This is a genomic window from Herbiconiux sp. (assembly GCF_023264895.1).
Taxonomy (GTDB): domain Bacteria; phylum Actinomycetota; class Actinomycetes; order Actinomycetales; family Microbacteriaceae; genus Herbiconiux.
This window is the reverse complement of the sequence record NZ_JAHFUY010000026.1, coordinates 1-21187: the sequence shown is the minus strand read 5'-3', so window position 1 is coordinate 21187 and position 21187 is coordinate 1. Positions and strand designations below refer to the sequence as shown.

Here is a 21187-nt window from a genome sequence, read left to right as displayed (position 1 = left end):
GGCAGGCCCTAGGAGGTCATCGTGCCCGATCATCCCGATCCGAACCTCGTGCAGGCGGTCAAAGACGACTTCCTGTCGGCCGACGAGCCCGCCACCGCCCTCAGCCCCGAACTGCTGAAGTCGTGGCAGCGCTCCCGCGCCGCCATCGGCGTGCCCGCCAACATCCGCGACGTGCCGCTCGTCGACCAGGCGGTGCTCGACGCACACCTGCTCGACATGTTCCAGGCTCCGCTCACCCGCGTCTCCGACGACCTCGACGGCACGGGCATGGGGCTCCTGCTCGCCGATTCGCAGGGCCGGATCCTGCAGCGCTGGTCGCACGACCACGTGGCGCTCGCGCACCTCGATCGACTCGGGACCGTGCGGGGGGCGGTGCTGGCCGAGGACGTCGTGGGCACCAACGGCGTCGGCACGGTGGCCGCCACCGGCCGGAGCGTGCAGATCTCGGGGGTGGAGCACTTCGCCGACTTCTACCGGGACGCCGTGTGCACGGGTGCCCCGGTGCGCCACCCGGTCACGGGCAAGCTGCTCGCCGTGGTCACCATCTCGAGCAAGCTCTCGGACCGCAGCGGCCTGCTGCGCCCCCTCATCAACTCGGTCACGATGCAGCTCGAGCAGCAGGTGCTGGAGGTCGAGCAGCCCTCCGCGCGAGCGATGTTCAACAGCTTCCTCGAGACCTCGCGCGCGCACGCCGTGCCGGTGCTCGCCTTCGGGCCGCAGGGTCTCGTGATGCAGAGCCAGCGCGCAGCGCGGCTCAGCCACGCCGACCTCGTGCTCATCCAGCAGCACTGCAGCGGGCAGCGACGGTCCGGCCGATCGACCCTCGACATCTCCTCCGGCACGGTCGAACTGCAGATCAACGCCCTCGAGGGCGGTGGGGCCGTCGTGGTGCTCGACCGCGAGCGCCGCACCAGCACCACGAGCATCGGCCCCGCGCGACCCCAGCTCGCCGGCCGCTCGCCCGAGTGGCTCACGGTGGTGAACGCCGCGTCGCGTCATCGTGAGACCCGCCGCCCGCTCGTGATCGCCGGGGAGCCGGGCACGGGAAAGACCTCGCTCGCCCTCGGTCTGCCCTTTCGTGCCGGGCCGACGACCCAGGGCACGGTCATCGATGCCGCCGACCGGCACGTGACGGGCAGCCGCAAGTGGCTGCAGAAGCTCTCCGACCGCCTGCAGGCGTCGGCCCCCGTGGTGGTGCGCGGCATCGAGACGCTCGATCCGCACACGGTCGACGGCCTCCGGTCGCTGATCGAGAACCGCACCGGGCGCGGCTCGGTGATGCTCACCCTCTCGGCAGAGACCGCCGAGCACGGCGCCGCCGTGGCCTCGCGGCTGGGGATCTCCTCGGTCTGGGTGCCACCGCTCCGTGATCGCGCCGCCGACCTGCCGGCGCTCTGGCACGCTGTGGCCGAGCAGGTGGCGCCGGGCGCGGGGCTCGAGCTCCGGCCCGACGCGCTCGCGGTGCTCTCGGCCTATGGCTGGCCGGGCAACCTCGCCGAGCTGCGGTCACAGGCCGAGCAGCTGTGGCTCTCGAACAAGCGCGGTGCCGTTCAGGCCGCCGACCTCCCGGCGTTCCTGCAGGGCAGCCGGGTGCTCAGCCGGATCGAGCGGGTCGAGCTCGAGGCCATCCGCAAGGCCCTGAAGGAGGCCGAGGGCAACCGCTCGCGCGCCGCCGAGATCCTCGGCCTCTCCCGGGCCACCGTCTATCGCAAGATGAAGGCCTACCGGCTCTCGGCCTGACGGAGTCGCCCGGCCCTCCGCCTGAGGAACGCCGGCACCAGCTCCCTCAGCAGCACCACGGCGATGAGCACGACGGACTGCGCGATCAGCTGCAGGGCGTCCTGCCAGCCGACCGAGCGCAGCAGCTGCCCGAGCTGGGTGAGGAAGAGGGCGGCGATCCCGGTCGCGACGACGCTCGCGATGCCGCCGGTGAGCGCCGTGCCACCGAGCACGACGGCCGCGACCGTGGGCAGAAGGTAGGAGTCGCCGAGGAACAGGGCCGGCGTCTTGGTGTAGCCCGCCAGCAGCACGCCGCCCGCTCCGTAGCACAGGCCCGCGAAGCCGTACGCGAACATCTGGTAGACGTTCACGCGCACCCCGAGCACCGCTGCGGCGCGCTCGCTCACCCCCACCGCCGTGAGCCGCCGGCCGATGATCGAGCGCTGCGTCACGAGGCCGGCGATCACCACGATCAGCACGGCGATCAGCAGCGTGTTCGGGATGCCGAGGGTGCGGTCCAGCGCGAAGCCGTTGAGCGCGGCCGGGGCACCGGACGGGGTGCCGTCGGCGATGAAGAACACGGTGCCGAGCAGCACCGCGTTCATCCCGAGGGTCACCACGAGCGGCATCACCCGGAGGTAGGTCACGAGGATGCCGTTGACGATGCCGACGATGCCCGGCCCCACGATCCCGGCGATCACCGCGGCCCAGAGCGGCCAGCCGTAGTTCTGCGGAAGGCCGGTCGAGAGCACCGCCGCGAGCGCGATCATCCCGGGCACCGAGAGGTCGAGTCCGCGCTGCTGCACGACGAGGGTCTGTCCGGCCGCGACGATGGCGAGCACCGACGCGAACGGCAGCATGCTGAGCAGCGGTGCGGGATCGAGGCTCCCGGGCGCGATCACGGGAGACAGGGCGAAGAGGAGGAGGGTGGCGACCGTGATCCCCACCCAGTTGCCGGAGAGCATCCGGCGCCAGGTGGACTCGGCGCGGGTCGAGACGTCAGGCGTGATGAGGCCGGTCATGCTGCACTCCCTTTCGGTGAGGCGATCGGAGCGGCGCGCAGGCGCTTCCTGCGCGAGCGCCGGAGCTGCGCGTAGAGCACGGCCGCGGTGAGGGTGATGAGGCCGGGAAGCCAGTACGACCACGCCTGCGAGAGGCCGAGGAACGGGGAGACGTTCAGCACCTGCTGCACGAGGAACGCGGCGGCCAGGATGCCGAGGAACGAGCCGCGCCCACCGAAGATCGAGGCTCCCGCGAGCACGACCACGGTGACCGAAGCCAGCGTGTACGACAGCGAGGGCCGCCCGTCGCCGATGCCGATCTGCGACATCATCACGACGGCCGCGGGCAGCACGAGGAACGAGCAGAGCACGTAGGAGAGGAACTGGGTGCGCTTGACCTTGATGCCGAGCCGGCCGGCCGCATCCACCCGCGACCCCACCGCGCGGAGCTCGAGACCCCACCGGGTGCGGCGGAGTGCGAACTCGAGCACGAGCAGCACCACGACCGCGAGGATCGTGACGACGGGAACGATGCCGATGCGGGCCTGGATCTGATCGGCGACGTCGCCGAAGATGATGCCGCCGGGGGTGGAGCGGAGCGTCAGGTAGATGCCCTGCAGCGCCATGTACATCGCGAGGGTGACCACGACCGGGTTGATGCCGAACCTCGTCACGAGGAACCCGTTGATCACCCCGGTGCCGACGGCGCCGGTGAGCATGAGCGCGAGGCCGACGTAGAGGTTTCCGCCGTCGACGATCCAATAGGAGGCCAGCACCACCAGGAAGCCCATCAGGGGGCCGACGGAGAGGTCGAACCCCGAGCCGAGCACGACCACCTGCTGCGCGGCGCCCACGAACAGCAGCGGGGCCACCATGAAGAGCAGGTTGTTGATGTTGAAGGCGCCGAGGTAGGCGGGGTTGACCGCCGTCACCACGACGCCGAGCACGAGGAAGATCAGCCCGAGCACCGCCGCCGGCGACTGGTCGCCGCGGAGGAACCTGCGGAGCTTCACGCCCCGGGCCGAGGCGTCGGAGTCGGTGCGTTCGCGCACCGTCGTGGAGGTGAGGGCGGCACGGGCGATCGCGGCCTCGGTGATGTCGTCGCCCACGAGCTCCTGCACCACCGAACCTCGCGACATGATCAGCACCCGGTCGCAGAGGCCCTCGAGCTCGACGCCATCGGAGGAGAGGATGACCACGGCCGCGCCGGCGGCCGCCGCGTCGTGGAGGATGCGGTAGATGTCGACCCTGGCGCCGGCGTCGACTCCCTGCGTCGGCTCCTCGGCGAGCAGCACGGTCGGCTCCGACAGCAGCGTGCGGGCCAGCACGGCCTTCTGCTGATTGCCGCCCGAGAGCGACTGGATCGGCGTGCGGGCGGAGGGGGTCTTGATGGCGAGGCGCCTGATCTGCGCGGCGGCCACCGACAGCACCCGGCGCTCGCTCACCATCCCGCCGGTGGAGACGTCACCCAGGGTCTTCGCCGAGATGTTGTCGCCCACCGACAGCGGCAGGAACACCCCTTCACCGTGGCGGTCGGCCGGAACGTAGACGACGCCCGCCGAGGAGGCCGACGCGTTCGATCCGTTCGACACCCGGCGCCCACCCACCTCGATCACCCCGCTCGTGCTCTCGAGACCCGCGAGGGCCCGGATGAGAGCGGCCTGCCCGTTGCCCTGCACCCCGGCCAGCCCCACGATCTCCCCGGCCTTCACGGCGAACGAGATGTCGTGGAAGTCGTCGCCCGAGAGTGAGCGCACGGCGAGCCTGTCGTCCTCCCCGATCGTGCCGGCCGATCCGGCCTTCTCGGGGAAGACGGTGTCGAGCGTGCGCCCGATGACGCGCTCGACGATCTGCTGCTCGTCGACTTCCGCCGCAGCGAAGGTGCCGCGCACCTGGCCGTCGCGGAGCACCGTGATGCGGTCGGCGATCTGCTTGACCTCGGGGATGCGGTGCGAGATGTAGACCACCGCGGTGCCGCCCGCCACGAGCTCGCGCACCCGGCCGAAGAGCTTCTGCACCTCGTCGAGACTCAGGTGCTCGGTGGGCTCGTCGAGGATGAGGACCTTCGGGTCGAGCGCGAGCGCCTTCGCGATCTCCACGACGAAGCGCTGCTCGACCGACAGGTCGACGACCCGCGTCCTGGCATCGATGCCCATGCCCCACGGATCCAGCTGCTGCTGCGACCAGTGCACGGCACGGCGGAGACCGCCGACCCGCCGGTAGCCGACTCCGACCGCCATGTTCTCGGCCACGGTGAGATCCGGCAGCAGCGCCGGATCCTGCCGCACGATGCCGAGTCCGAGCTCGCGGGCCTCGTCCGGCGACGCGGTCGAGAGCCGGCGGCCGCCGATCACCACGGTGCCCTCGTCGGGCGCGAGCGCACCCGAGGCCACCGCCATGAGCGTGGACTTGCCGGCGCCGTTCTCGCCCACGAGCGCGTGCACCTCGCCGGCCAGCACCTCGAGGTTCACATCGGTGAGGGCGCGGACGCCGGGAAAGGTCTTGACGATGGCATCGAGCTGGAGCACCGGCGCCCCGGGCACAGCGGGACCGGGAGATCCTGCCGGCTCGGGGGCCGCGGCGAGCGCGACATCGTAGATGTCGGAATTCGTCATCGGTTTCGCTTCTTTCGTCTCATTGGGCGAGGTAGCCGCCGTCGATCACGAGCTCCGAGCCCGTCATGAAGCTCGACTCGTCGGAGGCCAGGAAGACCACGCCGTGCGCGATCTCCCGAGGCTTCCCGGCACGGCCCATGGGGGTCATCGACACGACGTACTCGTTGATCTCCGGCGCCTGGGCATCCGTCAGCGGCGTCTCGATGAAGCCCGGGTGCAGCGAGTTCACCCGCACGTTCTCCTTGGCGTAGGTGATGGCGGCGCTCTTGGACATGTTGCGCACCGCGCCCTTGGTGGCGTGGTAGGCGTGGGCTCCGGAGACCGCGGCGGTCCCCCAGATCGAGGAGGTGTTGACGATCGAGCCGCCGCCCTGCGCGATCATGTGCGGGATGACCTCGCGCATGCCGAGCCACGTTCCGGTCTGGTTGGTGGCGACGACCGCGTTCCAGTCGTCGAGGGTGAGCTCGTGCAGGGTCTCGTAGGCGATGATGCCGGCGTTGTTCACCAGCACGTCGATGTGGCCGTGGCGGGCGATCACGTCGGCCACCACCCGCGACCAGCCCTCCTCCGTGGCCACGTCGAGGCGGTGGTACTCCACCCCCTCGGGGAAGGTGGAGTCGGAGGAGGCGCGGCCGGTCGCGATGACCGTCGCACCCTCCTCGGCGAAGACCTCGGCGATCGAGCGGCCGATGCCGCGACCGGCTCCGGTGACGATGGCGACTTTGCCTGTCAGGCGATCCATGTCCGGGCGCCCTACTGGAAGAGCTTCTTCAGCGACTCGACGCTGAGACCCGAGGAGAGGATGGCGTCCGGCGGCAGCTCGGACTCGCAGGTCGGCTGCAGGTCGGGGTCGGTGGAGTCCTCGATGATCTCGAGGTTGAACGTCGACGGCTCGTCGTTCGGCAGCCCGTTCGCCGCGGCGAGACCCTTGTGGAGAGCGGCCGTGACGACCCAGTTGCGGGAGGACTCGGTGGCGATCTGGTAGGTCGGCTGCGCATCCTTGTACTGGTACCAGAGGCACGCGAACTCGTTCGAGTCGTTGGCCGACCAGACCGGCAGGGGTTTTCCCGCCGCCTCGAAGGCGCGGATGCCGCCGACGGAGCCTCCGCCGTAGTCGGCCACGATGCCGTTGATGTCGCCGTACTTCGTGATCAGACCGGCGACCACCTGCTGCGTCTTGCCGGGCTCCCAGTCGGTCGCGACCGGGCCGTCCTCGTTGAGGAGGGTGATGCCGGGGTTCTCCTCCACGGCCTCCATCACGCCGTCGAAGACCGCCTGGGAGTAGGAGTTGCCGGCGATCCCGCCGAGCATCACGAGGTTGCCCTCTCCGCCCATCTTGTCGATCGTCCAGGTGGCGAGGTTCTTGCCGTAGGTGTTGATGTCCTCGGAGACGAAGTCGACGTAGTCCACGCCCGGCTCCCCTCCCGGCGAGCCCACGAACGGCACCACCTTGACCCCGGCCTCTGTGGCCTTCTGGATGGTGGGCAGCAGCGCCTCGCCGCCGTCGACGAACGTGACGATGACGTCGACGTTCTGCGCCACGAGGGAGTTGATGTCACTGATGGCCTTCTGCGTGTCACCCTGCGCGTCGGTGTAGAGCACCTTCGTGATGTTGGGGCACTTGGCCGCCTCCTCCTCGAAGATCGCGCGGGTGATCTTGCGCCAGGAGTTTCCGCCGAAGCCGTCGGCGAGCGCCACGGTCAGATCCTCGTCGCCGCAGAAGGCGGAGATGTCCTGGATGTCGCCCTGCACGCCGACCGTGCCGACGGTCACCTCCGAGGCGGCGCCCGTGGCATCCGAGCCACCCGATCCGTCGCCGCCGTCGGAGGACAGCGACCCGGTGGAGCAGCCGGTCAGGGCGAGCAGCGCCACCGATCCGGCCGCGAGCAGCAGTGAGTTCTTCTTGGTGAGCATGGGTAGTCCTCGTCTCTCTTCATTGAGTTGGGGCTGCGTGCTTAGAAGTCTCCGTGCTCGCCCGAGCCCCTGGCGGGTCACCCTGAGACGGCGGTGCGTCATTTTGCGACAGCGGTTCAGCTCGGCATCCGGCGATGGTCATCCTGGATCCATCCCCGACGATGAGGAGTGAATGCGATGTCAGCGAACGAGCCGACCGACCTGCTGGGCCGGATGTACGCGGAGTGGACCGTCGAGTTCATCGCGGCCCCCGAGATGAGCCTCCCCGTGATGCGCTGGGTCTTCGAGGACTGGCAGCGCGCCACGACCGAGCCCGAGCAGGTCACCTACGCCACGACCGCCCTCGGCGGTGTTCCAGGCCTCCGGGTGAGCCCGATCGGGGCGGATCCGAGCCACGTGCTGGTCTTCCTGCACGGCGGCGGCTTCGCCCTCGGCTCCTCGGCCAGCCACCGCAAGATGGCCGGGCACATCGCGAAGGCCTGCGGAGTCGAGGCCTTCGTGGCCGACTTCCGATTGGCCCCCGAGCATCCCTACCCCGCTCAGCTCGACGACGCGACCGCGGTGTTCGACGCACTCGTCGAGGCCGGCACCGCACCCGAACGGATCGTCTTCGTGGGCGACAGCGCCGGCGCCAACATCGCCATCGCCACCACGCTCCGGATGCGGGACACCGGTCACGCACTCCCCGGAGCCGTGATCACGGTGTCGCCCTGGCTCGACATGGAGAACTCCGGCGAGACCATCGAGACGAACGACGCGACCGACTTCCTGATCGCCCGCGAGGGGCTGCAGGGCAACATCGACCGCTATCTCTCGGGCGGCGCATCACCCACCGATCCGCTCGTGAATCCGCTGTACGCCGACTTCACCGGCTTCCCGCCCCTCTACATCACCGCCTCGGACACCGAGTCGCTCTTCCACGACGCCCAACGACTCGACGCCCTCGCCCGATCCGCCGGGGTCGACGTGACCTTCGAGATCGGCCGCGACCAGCAGCACGTGTATCCCCTCCAAGCGGGGAACCACGGGCCCGCCGACGACGCCGTGGCCGCCATCGCCGCCTGGTACCAGAACAACCGAAAGGACATCTGACATGACCGCAACAACCCGCGACCACGACGCCGTCGTCATCGGCGCCGGCTTCTCCGGACTCGCACTGCTGCACCACCTGCGTGAGATCGGCCTCGACACGATCGTGGTCGACGGCGAGGACGGCATCGGCGGCACCTGGTGGGTGAACCGCTACCCCGGGGTGCGCACCGACAGCGAGTTCAGCTACTACTCCTTCTCCTTCTCGAAGGAGGTGCGCGAGGAGTGGACCTGGTCGCAGCGCTACCCGGCCGGCCCCGAGGTGCTGGAGTACCTGAACTTCGTGGCGGATCGCCTCGACCTCCGGAAGGACATCCGGTTGAACACCCGGGTCGACTCGGCCGTCTACGACGAGGACGCGAACCTGTGGACGGTGAACTTCGCCGACGGTTCCTCCACCACCACCAAGTACCTCATCAGCGGCATGGGTGTGCTGTCGCAGGCCATCTACCCCGACATCCCCGGCATCGACACCTTCCGCGGGCAGAAGTACCACACCGCGCACTGGCCGCGCGAAGACGTGGACCTCACGGGCAAGAAGGTGGGCCTGATCGGCCTCGGCGCCTCCGGCATCCAGATCGTTCCCGTGATCGCGCCGCAGGTGGACGAGTTCTTCGTGTTCCAGCGCACCCCCAACTTCATCGTCGAGACCACCAACGAGGGCGTCTCGACCGAGGAGATGCAGTACGTGCGCGACAACTACGACGCGATCTACCAGAAGGCGGCCGATCACCCGTTCGGCGTCGCCATGGAGCCCGCGGAGCACAGCGCGCTCGAGGTCTCGGACGACGAGCGGCGGCGCATCTTCGAGTCGAAGTGGAACGAGGGCGGGTTCCACTTCGCCAACGAGTGCTTCAACGACCTGGCCACCAACCACGAGTCGTCCGAGCTCGCCGCGGAGTTCATCCGCTCCAAGATCCGCGAGATCGTGAAGGATCCGGCGACGGCCGACCTGCTGTCGCCGAAGACCTACTCGTTCAACGGCAAGCGCGTGCCCACGGGCCACGGCTACTACAACACCTTCAACCTGTCGCACGTGCACCTCATCGACACCGCGGCCGAGCCGATCACCCAGATCACGGAGAAGGGGGTGAAGGTCGGTGACACCGAGTACGAGCTCGACGTGATCATCTTCGCGACGGGCTTCGACGCCATGACCGGCACGCTCACGCACATCGACATCACCGGCCGAGGCGGGCGCACCCTCCGCGAGAAGTGGGCCGAGGACGGCCTCAAGTCGAACCTCGGCATCAACGCCCACGGGTTCCCGAACTTCTTCATGTCGCTCGGGCCGCAGACGCCCTACTCCAACCTCGTCGTGCCGATCCAGCTCGGCGCGCAGTGGCTGCAGCGCGCGCTGAAGTGGGCGGAGGAGAACGGCGTCGAGCGCTTCGAGGCCACGCCCGAGTCCGAGGACTGGTGGGCCGCCGAGACGGAGCGCACCGGCAAGTCGACGGTCATGTACACCGAGGGCAAGAAGGCCAAGGCCTGGTTCCTCGGCGAGAACGTGCCCGGCAAGGCCGAGGAGTTCCAGGTGTACATGGGCGGAGGCCAGGTGTACCAGCAGCACTGCAAGGAGCTCGAGGAGTCGGGCTACGCGAGCCTGCTTCACGCGGCGGGGACGCCCGCGGCGGCCGGAGCATCCGCGTGACCGGGCGCCTCGAGGGCAAGGTCGCGCTCATCACGGGCGGTGCATCCGGGATGGGCCGCGCCACGGCGGAGCTGTTCGCCGCCGAGGGCGCCGCGGTGGCTGTCACCGACTTCGACGAGGGGCTCGGTCGCGAGGTCGCCGACGGCATCGTCCGTACCGGCGGCCGGGCCGGGTTCTGGCAGATGGACGTCTCGAAGGAGGCCGCGGTGGCCTCGGCCGTCGCGTCGGCCACTGCCGAGTTCGGCGGGCTCGACATCCTCGTCAACTGCGCCGGCATCATCGGGGTCGACAAGCCCACCCACGAGGTGACCGAGGAGGAGTGGGACGCCCTGTTCGCGGTCGACGTCAAAGGGGTGTTCTTCGCCACGAAGCACGCCGTGCCGCACCTGATCGAGCGGGGAGGCGGATCGATCGTGAACTTCTCCTCGATCTACGGCCTCATCGGCAACGACGAGTTCACGCCGTACCACGTGGCCAAGGGCGCGGTGACGATGCAGACCCGGCAGGACGCCGCCTCCTACGGTCGCTACGGCATCCGGGTGAACTCCGTGCATCCCTCGACCGTGCTGACCCCGCTCGTGGAGGGCATCGCGGCCGAGTACCCGGGTGGGCTCTCCGCCTACGAGGAGATGATGACCGCCAACCAGTCGATCCGTCGGCTCGGCCGGCCGGAGGACGTGGCGTACGGCGTGCTCTACCTCGCCTCGGACGAGTCGACCTGGGTCACCGGGGTCGCACTGCCGCTCGACGGCGGCTACACGGCGCGATGAGGCGGGGCGGCGCGCGATGATCTCCAAGGTGCACGAGAACGTGCTCGAGGCCGTGAGCGGCATCGCCGACGGCTCGACCGTGATGATCGGCGGCTTCGGCCGGGCAGGCCAGCCGGTCGAGCTCATCGACGCCCTGCTCGCGGGCTCGGCGACGGCCCTCACGGTCGTCAGCAACAACGCCGGCAACGGCGATGCGGGCCTCGCCGCGCTCGTGGGCTCGGGGCGGGTGGCGAAGATCGTCTGCTCCTTCCCCCGGCAGGTCGACTCCCACGTGTTCGACGCCGTCTACCGCGCGGGCCGGATCGAGCTCGAGCTCGTGCCCCAGGGGAATCTCGCCGAGCGCATCCGGGCCGCCGGTGCGGGCATCGGTGCCTTCTACACGCCCACAGGCTTCGGCACGCTCGTGGCCGAGGGCAAGGAGACCAGGAGCATCGACGGCAGGGACTACGTGCTCGAGTACCCCTTGAAGGCCGACGTGGCCCTGATCAGCGCGCTGCGGGGCGACCGGTGGGGGAATCTCGTCTACCGGGGCACGTCGCGCAACTTCGGGCCGATCATGGCGGCCGCCGCCGCCACCACCATCGCGCAGGTCGACGAGGTGGTGGAGCTCGGTTCCCTCGATCCTGAGGCGGTCGTGACGCCCGGCCTGTTCGTCGACCGGGTCGTGGCCGTCGGCGAGCGCCCTTGGCTCCGCGACGGAGTGTTCGTGGGCGCGGAGGCCGCCTCGTGAGCGCGGGCCTCGACCGCGCGGCGCTCGCGGCGCGGATCGCGCAGGACATCGCCGAGGGCTCGGTCGTCAACCTCGGCATCGGGGCGCCGACGCTCATCGCCGACGCGCTCCCCGCGGGTCTCGAGATCATCCTGCACACCGAGAACGGAATGCTCGGCATGGGCCCGCGACCGGCCGCCGGCCGCATCGACCCCGACCTCCTGAACGCGGGCAAGCAGCCCGTGACCGAGCTGCCCGGCGCCTCCTACTTCCACCACGCCGACTCGTTCGGCATGATGCGCGGCGGGCACCTCGACATCTGCGTGCTCGGCGCCTTCCAGGTCTCCGAGCACGGCGACCTCGCGAACTGGCACACCGGGGCCCCGGATGCGATCCCGGCCGTGGGTGGTGCGATGGACCTCGCCATCGGGGCGAAGCACGTCTGGGTGATGACCGACCTGCTCACCCGTGACGGGGCGTCGAAGCTCGTGACCGAGTGCACGTATCCGCTCACCGGGGTGCGCTGCGTCAGCCGCGTGTACACCGACCGGGCGGTGTTCGACGTGACGGCGGGCGGGCTCGTCGTGACGGAGCTGTTCGGCGACACGACCCTCGACGACCTGCGTGAGCTCGCCGGCCTGGAGCTTCGGGATGCGAGCGGCCGCCATGAGAACGAGGAGATGCGATCATGACCGCGAGTTTCGTCTACGACGCGGTGCGCACCCCGTTCGCCCGCTTCGGCAAGGCCTACGCCGAGGTGCGCCCCGACGACCTCGCCGCCTCCACGCTCTCCGCGCTGCTGGAGCGGAGCCCCGGCCTCGACCCCGCCCGGGTCGACGACGTCGTGCTGGGTGCCGCGAACCAGGCCGGCGAGGACAATCGCGACGTGGCCAGGATGGCGGTGCTGCTCGCGGGCCTCCCGGTGACCGTGCCGGGGGTGACGGTGAACCGCCTGTGCGCCTCGAGCCTGGAGGCAGCGGTGCAGGCGTCGCGGGCGGTCGAGACGGGCGACGCCTCGATCGTGGTCGCGGGCGGCGTCGAGTCCATGACGCGCGCTCCCTACGTGGTGCCGAAGGCGGCGCGGCCCTACGGCGCGGGTGATGTCACCATGAGCTCGACGACGCTCGGCTGGCGGCTGGTCAATCCTGCGATGCCCTCGGCGTGGACGATCTCGAACGGCGCGTCGGCCGAGCTGCTCGCCGATCGCCACGGCATCTCGCGCGAGGCGCAGGACGCCTTCGCGGCACGATCGCACCGCCTGGCGGCGGCGGGGTGGGCATCCGGAGCCTATGACGACGAGATCGTCGCGGTGCCGGGAGCGCCGCTCGGCCGCGACGAGGGGATCCGGGAGGGCGTGACCGTGGAGTCGCTGGCCCCGCTGAAGCCCGCTTTCCAGCAGGGCGGCACCGTCACCGCGGGCAACTCGTCGCCGCTCTCGGACGGCGCCTCGATGGTGCTCATCGGCGGAGAGGGGGTGCTCGACGGCGCGGAGCCGCTGGCCAGGATCGCCGGGCGGGGTGCCTCTGCCATCACGCCCGAGCTGTTCGGCATAGCGCCCGTCGAGGCCGCGAACCGGGCCCTCGCCCGGGCGGGCCGCACGTGGGCGGAGGTCGACTTCGTGGAGCTGAACGAGGCGTTCGCCTCGCAGTCGCTCGCGTGCCTCGCGCTGTGGCCCGAGCTCGACCCCGAGCGGGTCAACATCCACGGCGGCGCCATCGCGCTCGGGCACCCGCTCGGCGCTTCCGGCGGCCGCGTGCTCGGGCACGCCGCGCACGAGCTCGCCCGCCGGGGCGGCGGTGTGGCCGTGGTCGCCGTCTGCATCGGAGTCGGCCAGGGCCTCGCAGTCGTCCTCGAGCGCTGACGGCGCCGCCCGCCGCCCCGCGCCCCGCGCCCCACGCCCGGCGCCCCGCGCCCACTTGACACTAGGTGCGCGAAAGAGCGCCGACTTGGCACATCTTGTGTCAAGTCGGCGCTCTAACGCGCCACTTCTGTCAAGTCGAGTGTCAGGTCGCCGGGAGTGCCGGGGACGCGTCGGCCCAGGCGAGCTCGCGGAGCTGGGCCGCCGTGACGGAGGAGCGGGGGTACACGACGCCGTCGCACGCTCCACCACGGAAGACCGCGATGGAGTCGGCGAGTTCGGTGAGCTCCTCCTCCTCCGAGGAGACCACGATCACCGCCACGTTCTTCTCGGCGGCGAGCGTGCGGATGATCCCGTAGATCTCGCGCTTGGCCCCGATGTCGACGCCCTTCGTGGGCTCGTCGAGCAGGAGCAGCAGCGGCGCCTGCAGCGTCGCCCGCGCGAACAGCGCCTTCTGCTGGTTGCCGCCCGAGAGCGAGGTGATGGGGGCCGAGACCTGGCCCCGGATCGAGACCTGCGACAGCACGTCGTCGGCCGACCCCTTGAGCGCACGCCAGCGCAGCACGCCGCCGCGGATGTACTTGCCGAGCACCGGCAGCACGACGTTCTCGATCGACGACATCTGCGGCACGAAGCCGTCGAACTTGCGCTCCTCGCTGAGGAACGCGACGCCCGCCTTGATGGCCTGCGCCGGGCTCTTGGGCCGGAACGGCTGCCCGAGCAGCGTCAACGACCCCTCGGCGAGCGGGAAGGCGCCGTAGACCGTGCGGAGAAAGCGGGTGCGGCCGGATCCGACGAGCCCGTAGATACCGAGGATCTCACCGGCGTGCACCGTGAGGTCGACACCGTGGAGGTTGTTGCCCGAGAGCCCGGCGGCCTCGAGCACGGGCGCGCCGAACTCGCGGGCGCGCGCCGCCTCGGAGACGGTCTCGACCGAGTCGAGGGAGGTCTCGCCGAGCCCGTCGCCCACGATCGCGGCGACCGCGGCGGTGTCGACGGGCCCGGATCCGTGGTCTCCCACGATCGCCTCGATCACGGCGGCCCGGTCCACGTCCTCCACCGAGCCGTCGAGCACGACCCGCCCGCCGGAGAGGCCGATGATGTGATCGGCCACGGCGAAGACCTCGTCGAGCTTGTGGTCGACGAGCAGCACGCCGATGCCCTGCTCGTCGACGAGCCGGCGCACGATGCCGAGCAGGTGCTCGACCTGCTGCTCCTCGAGTGCGGTCGTGGGCTCGTCGAGCAGGATGTACTTGGCCTTCTGGTTGATGGCACGGGCCACCTCGACCATCTGCCGCTGCGCGACCGGCAGCGACGAGATGAGGTCGGTGGCGCGCGCGGTGATCCCGTACTCGGCGCAGAGCTCGTCGGCGCGCCGGTTCATCTGGCGGCGGCTGAGCACCCCGCCTGCGACCTGCTCCTGGCCGAGGAAGATGTTCTGCGCGACCGTCAGCTGGTCGACGAGCGAGAGCTCCTGGTAGACGCAGGCGATGCCCGCGGTCGAGGCGTCACGGGGCCCGGTGAACGACTGGGCCGCACCGTCGATCCGGATCGAGCCGGAGTCCGGCACCTCGGCGCCCGAGAGCGAGCGCAGCAGGGTCGACTTGCCCGCCCCGTTGTGGCCGATCAGCGCCGTGACGCGACCGGGCCGGATGGCCAGGCTCACGTCGGTGAGGGCGTTCGTGGGGCCGTAGCTCTTCGAGATGCCGTCGACGAGCAGTCCTTCACCGGTCATGGCGTGCTCCCTGCTGAGTTCGTGAAGAAAAAGTGGGGGGTGGATGGCCGGGCCGGCGAGGGCCCGGCCATCCGGAGTCCGGAAGGGCCTATCCGAATTCCTTGGCGCCGACCTCCTGGCCGGACGTGTACAGCTTCAGCGGCTGCAGCACCTCGGCCGGCACGTCTTCGCCACCGAGGTAGGTCTGCACGTTCTCGAGCACGATCCGCGCGTACTCGTAGGGCTCCTGCGCGGCGCACGCCACGTACTCGCCCTCGAGCGGGGTGTCGGCGGCGCAGAAGCCGTAGACCTTGATCTGGTCCTGCTTGCCGGCCTCCTTGATGGCCTGCAGCGCACCGACCACGGCGGGGCCGGTGTCGCCGAAGATGACGTTGACATCCGGGTTGCCCTGCAGCAGCTCACCGGTCACCTGCAGCGACACGGCCGGGTCGACGTTGGTGTCGAGGGTCTCGAGCACCGTGGTGTTCGGGTTGGCCATGATGGCCTCGGTGAAGCCCTCGTCGCGCTGGATGGTGGGGATCTGCGACGGCTCGCCCAGGATGCCGACGACGAGCGGGGTCTCGGTGCCGAGATCCGCGATGGCCTGCTCGCCGAGCTGCTTGCCGCCCTCGGTCTGGTCGGCACCGACGTACTGCACGATCGTGGCGCCCTGGTTCTCCAGGCCCTCGGGGTCGATGGTCACGTTGACCGAGAACACGGGGATGTTCGCCGCGTTGGCGGCCCGCACGCTCGAGACGCCCGTGTCGGAGTTCACGGCGTTGAGCGCGATGGCGCAGACGCCCTTCTGCACGAACGCGTCGATCTGCGCGAGCTGGTCGCTCTCGCTGTCGTTGGCGATGGCCACGTCGACCTCGTAGCCGAGCTCCTCGGCGGTGTCCTCGAAGCCCTCCTGCATGGCGATGTAGTACGGGTTGATGGTGTTCGGGAGGGCCACACCGATGGTGGGGTTCTCGTCCGAACAGGATGCGGGCAGGCTGCCTGCCGCGTCGGTGGAGCTGCCGGCTCCGTCGCCGGTGGCGGCATTGCTGCACGCGGCGAGGGAGAGAGCGAAAACGCCGACGGCTACAGTGCCGAGGACCTTTCTCGTGTTCATGGTTGTTCCTCTCATTGGTGTGACTTCAGGACTTGCTGGGTGTGGTGGACGAAGGGAGCGAGGGGGTGCCGGCCGCGGGTCTCTTGGCGAACACCGGCCGGCCGGCACGCGAGCGTCGGAGCGTGTCGAACGAGACGCCGACGAGGATGATGACGCCGATCACGAGCGACTGCCAGTAGCTCTGCACGCTGAGCACGTTCATGCCGTTGGAGACGGCCGCGATGAGCACCGCGCCGATCATGGCACCGAGCACCGTGCCCACGCCGCCGAACAGCGAGATGCCGCCCACCACCGCCGCGGCGATGGAGTAGAACAGCTCGTTGCCGGTTCCGGTGGCGGGGAAGCCGACCATCAGGCGGCTCGTCACGATCATGCCGCCCATGCCGCCGCAGAAGCCGGAGATGGCGTAGACGAGGATGGTGGTCCTCGCGATGTTGACCCCCGCGAGGCGCGCGGCGTTCTTGTTGCCGCCGAGGGCGTAGACGTGCACGCCCTGGCGGGTCATCCGGAGCCAGAGCCCCGCGATGACCGCGGCCACGAGCAGCAGGAGCACGGGCAGCGGCACGCCGGCGATCCGGCCCTGGCCGATCCAGGAGAAGCCGATGTCGCGCACCTGGATGGAGTTCGCGCCCGTGATGATGAGCGGGATCGCGAGCGCCACGCCCTGAGTGGAGAAGGTGGCGATGAACGGGGGGATCCGCACGTAGTGGATCAACAGGCCGTTGAGCACACCGAGCGAGGTCGCGGCGATGAGCGCGATGAGCATGGCGGCCGGCCACGGCACACCCGCCTGCATCACGAGCGCCACGAGCACGCCCGACATGGCGATGTTGGCGCCGGTGGAGAGGTCGATGCCGCCGGTGAGGAGCACGAAGGTCTGCCCGAGGGCGAGGAAGCCGATGACCGTGCCGTTGACCAGCAGCGTGAAGCCGTTGTCGATGGTGCGGAAGTTCGGCGACAGGATGCTGAACACGAGCAGCACCGCCACCAGGACGATGAAGATGCCCGTCTCGTCGGGCAGTCTGCGCTTCTTCACGTGAACCTCGCTGTTCTTGCTGGTCGGTGGCTTCCGGGCGGTGGTGGTGTCAGTCATGGAACGCTCCGTCGAGGCCGGCCCAGTCGGCGGCCCTCGTGTAGGTGTCGCGGATGCGGGAGTAGTCGTGGCCGCCGGGCTCGGCCACCACGCGGGAGGCCGGCGCCCAGTCGTCGCGCACCGAGCGGATGTCGGCCCCGCGGAGCACGGCCGCCGCCTGGGCCGCCGCTCCCCCGGCCACCGCGTCGACGGCGTCGGTGATCTCGACGGGCCGGCCCGTGACGTCGGCGATCACCTGCCGGTAGGCGGCCGATCCGGATCCGCCCCCGGTCACGAGGAGGCGGCCGCCGAGGGCGAGTCCGGTCTCCTGCATGCGGCGCTGGCCGCGCTCCATGCCGAGCACGACGCCCTCGAAGGCGGCGAGCGCGAGATCTTCGCGGTTCGTCTCGCTGCTGAGGCCGGCGAGGAGGCCGCGGGAGTGCGGTCGGTTGGGGGTGCGCTCACCGTCGAGGTAGGCCACGAGGAGCGGCCGGTCGGCCTCGCGGGGAGCCGCGAGGGCGAGGCGCTCGAGTTCGCCGTGGTCGGCGCCGAGGAGGCGCGCGACCGTGTCGGTGACCTTCGCGGCGTTGAGGGTGCAGATGAGCGGGAGGTAGGCGCCCGTGGCATCCGCGACCGCGTTGACGACGCCCGAGTGGTCGAACACCGGGAACTCGCTCGTGGTGAAGACGACGCCGGAGGTGCCGAGCACGTAGGCGAGCTCACCGGGGGTGATGCCGAGGCCGACCGCGCTCGCGTGCTGGTCGCCGGAGCCCGCGCCGACCACCGCATCCGCTCGCACGCCGAGCTCGGCCGCGATGGCGGCGGGCACGGTGCCGGCCTGCTCGGAGGGGCCGAGCACCTCGGGCAGCATCTCGGCCCAGGGCTTCTCGGCATCGACGAGCTCGAGCACCTCGGTGAGGTAGCGGCCCTCGGGGGCGCAGTAGTAGCCGGTGCCGCTCGCGTCGGAGCGGTCGGTCACGGTGCGCCCGGTCCCAAGGCCCGCACCCGGCGTGCCGCCGGTGAGGCGCCAGGTGAGGTAGTCGTGCGGCAGCAGCACGCCGGCGAGCCGGGCGAAGTGCTCGGGCTCGTGGGCCTTCAGCCAGGCGAGCTTGCCGATGGTGAACGAAGGCGGGGGCAGGGTGCCGATGCGGTCGGTCCAGGCGTCGCCGCCGATGCGCTCGGTGAGGGCGGCGATCTCGGCCGACGCCGTGGTGTCGTTCCAGAGCTTGGCGGGGCGGATGACGTGGCCCTCGGCATCCAGGGGCACGAGGCCGTGGCACTGGGCGGCGACGCTCACGGCCACGATGTCGTCGGCGGCCACCCCGGCGTTCTCGCGGGCGCGACCGAAGGCGAGCACGGTGGCGGCCCACCACTCGGCGGGATCCTGCTCGCTCACCGGCGGGAACGTCGGCGTGTGCGGCGCGCGGCCCGAGCCGAGCGTGGCTCCGGTGTCGGCGTCGCGCAGCACGACGGTGGTGGACTGGGTCGAGGAGTCGACCCCGGCGACGACGGGCACGGTCAGCCCCGTTCGTCGACGGAGGCGGGGATGGTGAGGCCCTCGAGCTGGTCGGGGAGGTTCGCCAGGAGACCGACGGCTCCGCCGGGGTGGGTGAAGTGCACGCGCTCCCAGCTCACGGCGCGCGCTCGCATGAGCACCACGGCGAGCGCATCGAGCCAGGTGCTGTGCGCGAGGGTCGAGCCCATCGCGAGGAGGTTGCCGGGGTCGGCCGAGGGGAAGTTGCGGAGCTCGACCGTGATGTCGGCGAGCTGCCCGAGGGGCGACCCCCCGTTGGCCGTGATGGCCACCACGGTGGTGCCGACGCTCTGCACGCGGGCGGCGAGGTCGTTGAGCTCGGAGGAGGAGCCGCCCTTCGACAGCGCGATCATGACGTCGTCGGCCTCGACCGCGCCCATCGAGCCGTGCAGGCCGTCGCCCGGGTTGAGGAAGAACGCGGGCGTGCCGGAGACCGAGAAGAGGTGGGCGGAGCGGCGGGCGATGAAGCCGCTCGTGCCCGAGCCCGTCATGACGACCTTGCCGGTCATCGACTGCAGCAGGGAGGCGACGCGCACGAAGCGCTCGTCGATCTGGTCGAGCACGTCGAGAAGGGCCTCGGCCTCGAGCCTGACCTGCTGACGGCCTGCCTCGATGACGGCGGATTCAGGTGACTCGTTCATGTCCGGATGTCCTTCTCGCACGGCGGTGTACCTGGCATCAGTATGGGCACGCCTCTGCACGTCTGTCAAACAGGCCGCTCAAATGAGCGGGCACTCGACGGCCATTCGCGCATATCATGAGGGCTGTGCCTCCCCCGTTGAGCCCTGGTGCCGCGATCCTCGCAGCGACCGTCGCGCGCCGCTTCTACATCGACGGCAGCACGAAGTCCGAGATCGCCGACGGCATGGGGCTCTCCCGCTTCAAGGTGGCGCGGCTGCTCGAGCAGAGCGTGCGCGAGGGCATCGTGAAGTTCGAGATCGCGACGCCCGACTCGTTCAACTCCGAGCTCTCCGAGATCGTGCGCAAGCGCTTCGGCCTCCGGCGCGTGGTGGTGATCGACGTTCCCGACGAGGAGCGCACGCCCGCGGGAATCCGTCAGGCCGTGGGCCGGGGCGCCGCCGCCGTGCTGAGCGACCTCGTCTCCGAGACCGACGTGCTCGGCATCGGCTGGGGCCGCACGCTCAGCGCGATGTCGCTCGAGCTCACCGAGATCGCCCGCTGCCTCGTGGTGCAGATGGGCGGCATGGTGGGCTCGGTGGCCGAGAACTCGCTCGAGCTCGTGCGCAAGATCAGCGAGGTGGGCGGCGGGCAGGCGTATCCGCTGTTCGTGCCCCTCGTGGTGCAGGATGCGCTCACCGCGCGCAGCCTCGCCGGCCAGCCGGGCGTCGCGGCCGCCATGAAGCTCTTCGACTCGATCACCGTCGCGGCCGTGGCGGTCGGCAGCTGGGATCCGCCGGACTCGCAGATGATGGCGAGCCTGCCGGTGGAGGAGCGCGAGGCGCTCGTGGGCAAGGGCGTGGCGGCCGAGGTGCTCGCCACGCTCATCAAGCACGACGGCACGGTGCTGCCCGACCTGCAGGACCGCGCCATGGCCACGGGCATCGACGTGCTGCGGGGCATCCCCGAGCTCGTGCTCATCGCGGGCGGCGAGTCGAAGGCCGAGGCCGTGCACGCCGTCATCAACGCGGGGCTCGGCACCACGCTCGTCACCGACAACTCGCTCGCGGAGCTGCTCCGCACGATGTAGCGGTGGGCGCCGCCGCGCGTGGGCGCTGGTGCGTGCGGGCGCTGGTGCGTGCGGGCGCTAGTGCGTGTGGGCGCTCGCGGTCTCGCGGAGGAGCTCGATCTGCGCGGCGGCGCTCTCGGCGCCGAACACGCTCGAGCCCGCCACGAACGTGTCGGCACCGTGCTCGGCCGCGGTCGCGATGGTCGTGGCGTCGATGCCGCCGTCGACCTGCAGCCGCAGCTCGAGGCCCTCGGCGTCGATCCGCTCGCGGAGGCTCCGGAGCTTGGGCATGGTCTCGGGCATGAAGGCCTGGCCGCCGAAGCCGGGCTCCACGGTCATCACGAGCACCATGTCGAACTCGCCGAGGATCTCGAGGTACGGCTCGATGGCCGTTCCCGGCTTGAGGGCGAGGGCGGGCCGGGCGCCGGCGGCACGGATGCTGCGGGCGACGGCGGCGGGGTCATCGGTGGCCTCGGCGTGGAAGGTGACGCTCGCGGCCCCGGCCTCGGCGTAGCCGGGAGCCCAGCGCCCCGGGTCGCTGATCATGAGGTGCACGTCGAGCGGCAGCGGTGAGCTCTTGGTGATGGTCTCGAAGATCGGCATGCCGAACGAGAGGTTCGGCACGAAGTGGTTGTCCATCACGTCGAAGTGGATGAGGTCGGCGGTGCGGATGCGCTCGAGCTCGTCGCCCAGCCGGGCGAAGTCGGCCGCGAGGACGCTGGGGTGGATGCTGGGCCGGT

The 21187-nt window shown here is 70.5% G+C and carries 18 protein-coding genes; 8 read left to right on the top strand and 10 right to left on the bottom strand.

Annotated features, from left to right (window positions below):
• Positions 1-21 precede the first annotated feature (21 nt).
• Positions 22-1740, top strand: coding sequence for a helix-turn-helix domain-containing protein (locus tag Q0D57_RS05750; protein ID WP_291039686.1), 1719 nt, complete (start codon positions 22-24; stop codon positions 1738-1740).
• Here Q0D57_RS05750 and Q0D57_RS05745 read toward each other — a convergent pair.
• The 4 genes from Q0D57_RS05745 to Q0D57_RS05730 are packed head-to-tail and all read right to left on the bottom strand — an operon-like array spanning position 1722 to position 7249.
• Positions 1722-2741: an ABC transporter permease gene (locus Q0D57_RS05745; RefSeq protein WP_291039684.1), complete on the bottom strand. Its 1020-nt coding sequence runs from the start codon at positions 2739-2741 to the stop codon at positions 1722-1724. The two genes, Q0D57_RS05750 and Q0D57_RS05745, sit on opposite strands and share 19 nt — an antisense overlap.
• Positions 2738-5335, bottom strand: coding sequence for an ATP-binding cassette domain-containing protein (locus Q0D57_RS05740; RefSeq protein WP_291039682.1), 2598 nt, complete (start codon positions 5333-5335; stop codon positions 2738-2740). The genes Q0D57_RS05745 and Q0D57_RS05740 overlap by 4 nt, the downstream gene beginning before the upstream one ends.
• 19 nt (positions 5336-5354) lie before the next feature.
• Positions 5355-6077 (bottom strand): glucose 1-dehydrogenase, encoded by a 723-nt coding sequence (locus Q0D57_RS05735; RefSeq protein ID WP_291039679.1) that lies wholly within the window; start codon positions 6075-6077, stop codon positions 5355-5357.
• 11 nt (positions 6078-6088) lie between these two features.
• Positions 6089-7249 (bottom strand): substrate-binding domain-containing protein, encoded by a 1161-nt coding sequence (locus Q0D57_RS05730; protein WP_291039677.1) that lies wholly within the window; start codon positions 7247-7249, stop codon positions 6089-6091.
• Positions 7250-7426: 177 nt separating this feature from the next.
• Between Q0D57_RS05730 and Q0D57_RS05725 the strand changes: the two genes are divergently transcribed.
• Genes Q0D57_RS05725 through Q0D57_RS05700 form a run of 6 tightly spaced genes read left to right on the top strand, consistent with a single transcriptional unit; the run spans position 7427 to position 13329 of the window.
• Positions 7427-8341: an alpha/beta hydrolase gene (locus tag Q0D57_RS05725; protein ID WP_291039675.1), complete on the top strand. Its 915-nt coding sequence runs from the start codon at positions 7427-7429 to the stop codon at positions 8339-8341.
• A gap of 1 nt (position 8342) precedes the next feature.
• Positions 8343-9989 (top strand): NAD(P)/FAD-dependent oxidoreductase, encoded by a 1647-nt coding sequence (locus tag Q0D57_RS05720; RefSeq protein ID WP_291039673.1) that lies wholly within the window; start codon positions 8343-8345, stop codon positions 9987-9989.
• The gene (locus Q0D57_RS05715; protein ID WP_291039671.1) at positions 9986-10759 is read left to right on the top strand and encodes an SDR family oxidoreductase; all 774 of its coding nucleotides are present in this window, start codon (positions 9986-9988) and stop codon (positions 10757-10759) included. Before Q0D57_RS05720 ends, Q0D57_RS05715 begins: the two co-directional genes overlap by 4 nt.
• A 16-nt stretch (positions 10760-10775) precedes the next feature.
• The gene (locus tag Q0D57_RS05710) at positions 10776-11489 is read left to right on the top strand and encodes a 3-oxoacid CoA-transferase subunit A (protein ID WP_291039667.1); all 714 of its coding nucleotides are present in this window, start codon (positions 10776-10778) and stop codon (positions 11487-11489) included.
• Positions 11486-12160 carry a 3-oxoacid CoA-transferase subunit B gene (locus tag Q0D57_RS05705; protein ID WP_291039665.1) on the top strand — a complete coding sequence of 225 codons (675 nt, stop codon included), beginning with the start codon at positions 11486-11488 and terminating at the stop codon, positions 12158-12160. The genes Q0D57_RS05710 and Q0D57_RS05705 overlap by 4 nt, the downstream gene beginning before the upstream one ends.
• Positions 12157-13329, top strand: a complete 1173-nt coding sequence (locus Q0D57_RS05700; RefSeq protein WP_291039663.1) for a thiolase family protein — start codon at positions 12157-12159, stop codon at positions 13327-13329. The genes Q0D57_RS05705 and Q0D57_RS05700 overlap by 4 nt, the downstream gene beginning before the upstream one ends.
• Positions 13330-13471: 142 nt before the next feature.
• Here Q0D57_RS05700 and Q0D57_RS05695 read toward each other — a convergent pair whose 3' ends face one another.
• The 5 genes from Q0D57_RS05695 to Q0D57_RS05675 all read right to left on the bottom strand — a co-directional run bounded on the left by Q0D57_RS05695 (position 13472) and on the right by Q0D57_RS05675 (position 19401).
• Entirely contained in the window at positions 13472-15061 is a 1590-nt protein-coding gene (locus Q0D57_RS05695; protein ID WP_291039661.1) for a sugar ABC transporter ATP-binding protein, read from the bottom strand.
• An 88-nt stretch (positions 15062-15149) separates the two neighbouring features.
• Positions 15150-16154, bottom strand: a complete 1005-nt coding sequence (locus Q0D57_RS05690) for a substrate-binding domain-containing protein (RefSeq protein WP_259525513.1) — start codon at positions 16152-16154, stop codon at positions 15150-15152.
• Between the two features lie 25 nt (positions 16155-16179).
• Positions 16180-17247, bottom strand: a complete 1068-nt coding sequence (locus Q0D57_RS05685) for an ABC transporter permease (protein ID WP_291039658.1) — start codon at positions 17245-17247, stop codon at positions 16180-16182.
• Positions 17240-18742 carry a xylulokinase gene (xylB, locus tag Q0D57_RS05680; protein WP_291039656.1) on the bottom strand — a complete coding sequence of 501 codons (1503 nt, stop codon included), beginning with the start codon at positions 18740-18742 and terminating at the stop codon, positions 17240-17242. The genes Q0D57_RS05685 and xylB overlap by 8 nt, the downstream gene beginning before the upstream one ends.
• 2 nt (positions 18743-18744) lie before the next feature.
• Positions 18745-19401: an SIS domain-containing protein gene (locus Q0D57_RS05675; RefSeq protein WP_291039653.1), complete on the bottom strand. Its 657-nt coding sequence runs from the start codon at positions 19399-19401 to the stop codon at positions 18745-18747.
• Between the two features lie 125 nt (positions 19402-19526).
• Between Q0D57_RS05675 and Q0D57_RS05670 the strand changes: the two genes are divergently transcribed.
• Positions 19527-20468, top strand: coding sequence for a sugar-binding domain-containing protein (locus tag Q0D57_RS05670; RefSeq protein ID WP_291039651.1), 942 nt, complete (start codon positions 19527-19529; stop codon positions 20466-20468).
• Positions 20469-20525: 57 nt separating this feature from the next.
• Here Q0D57_RS05670 and rpe read toward each other — a convergent pair whose 3' ends face one another.
• Complete coding sequence (rpe, locus tag Q0D57_RS05665; protein ID WP_291039796.1) at positions 20526-21176, bottom strand: ribulose-phosphate 3-epimerase; 651 nt, start codon at positions 21174-21176, stop codon at positions 20526-20528.
• Positions 21177-21187 lie beyond the last annotated feature (11 nt).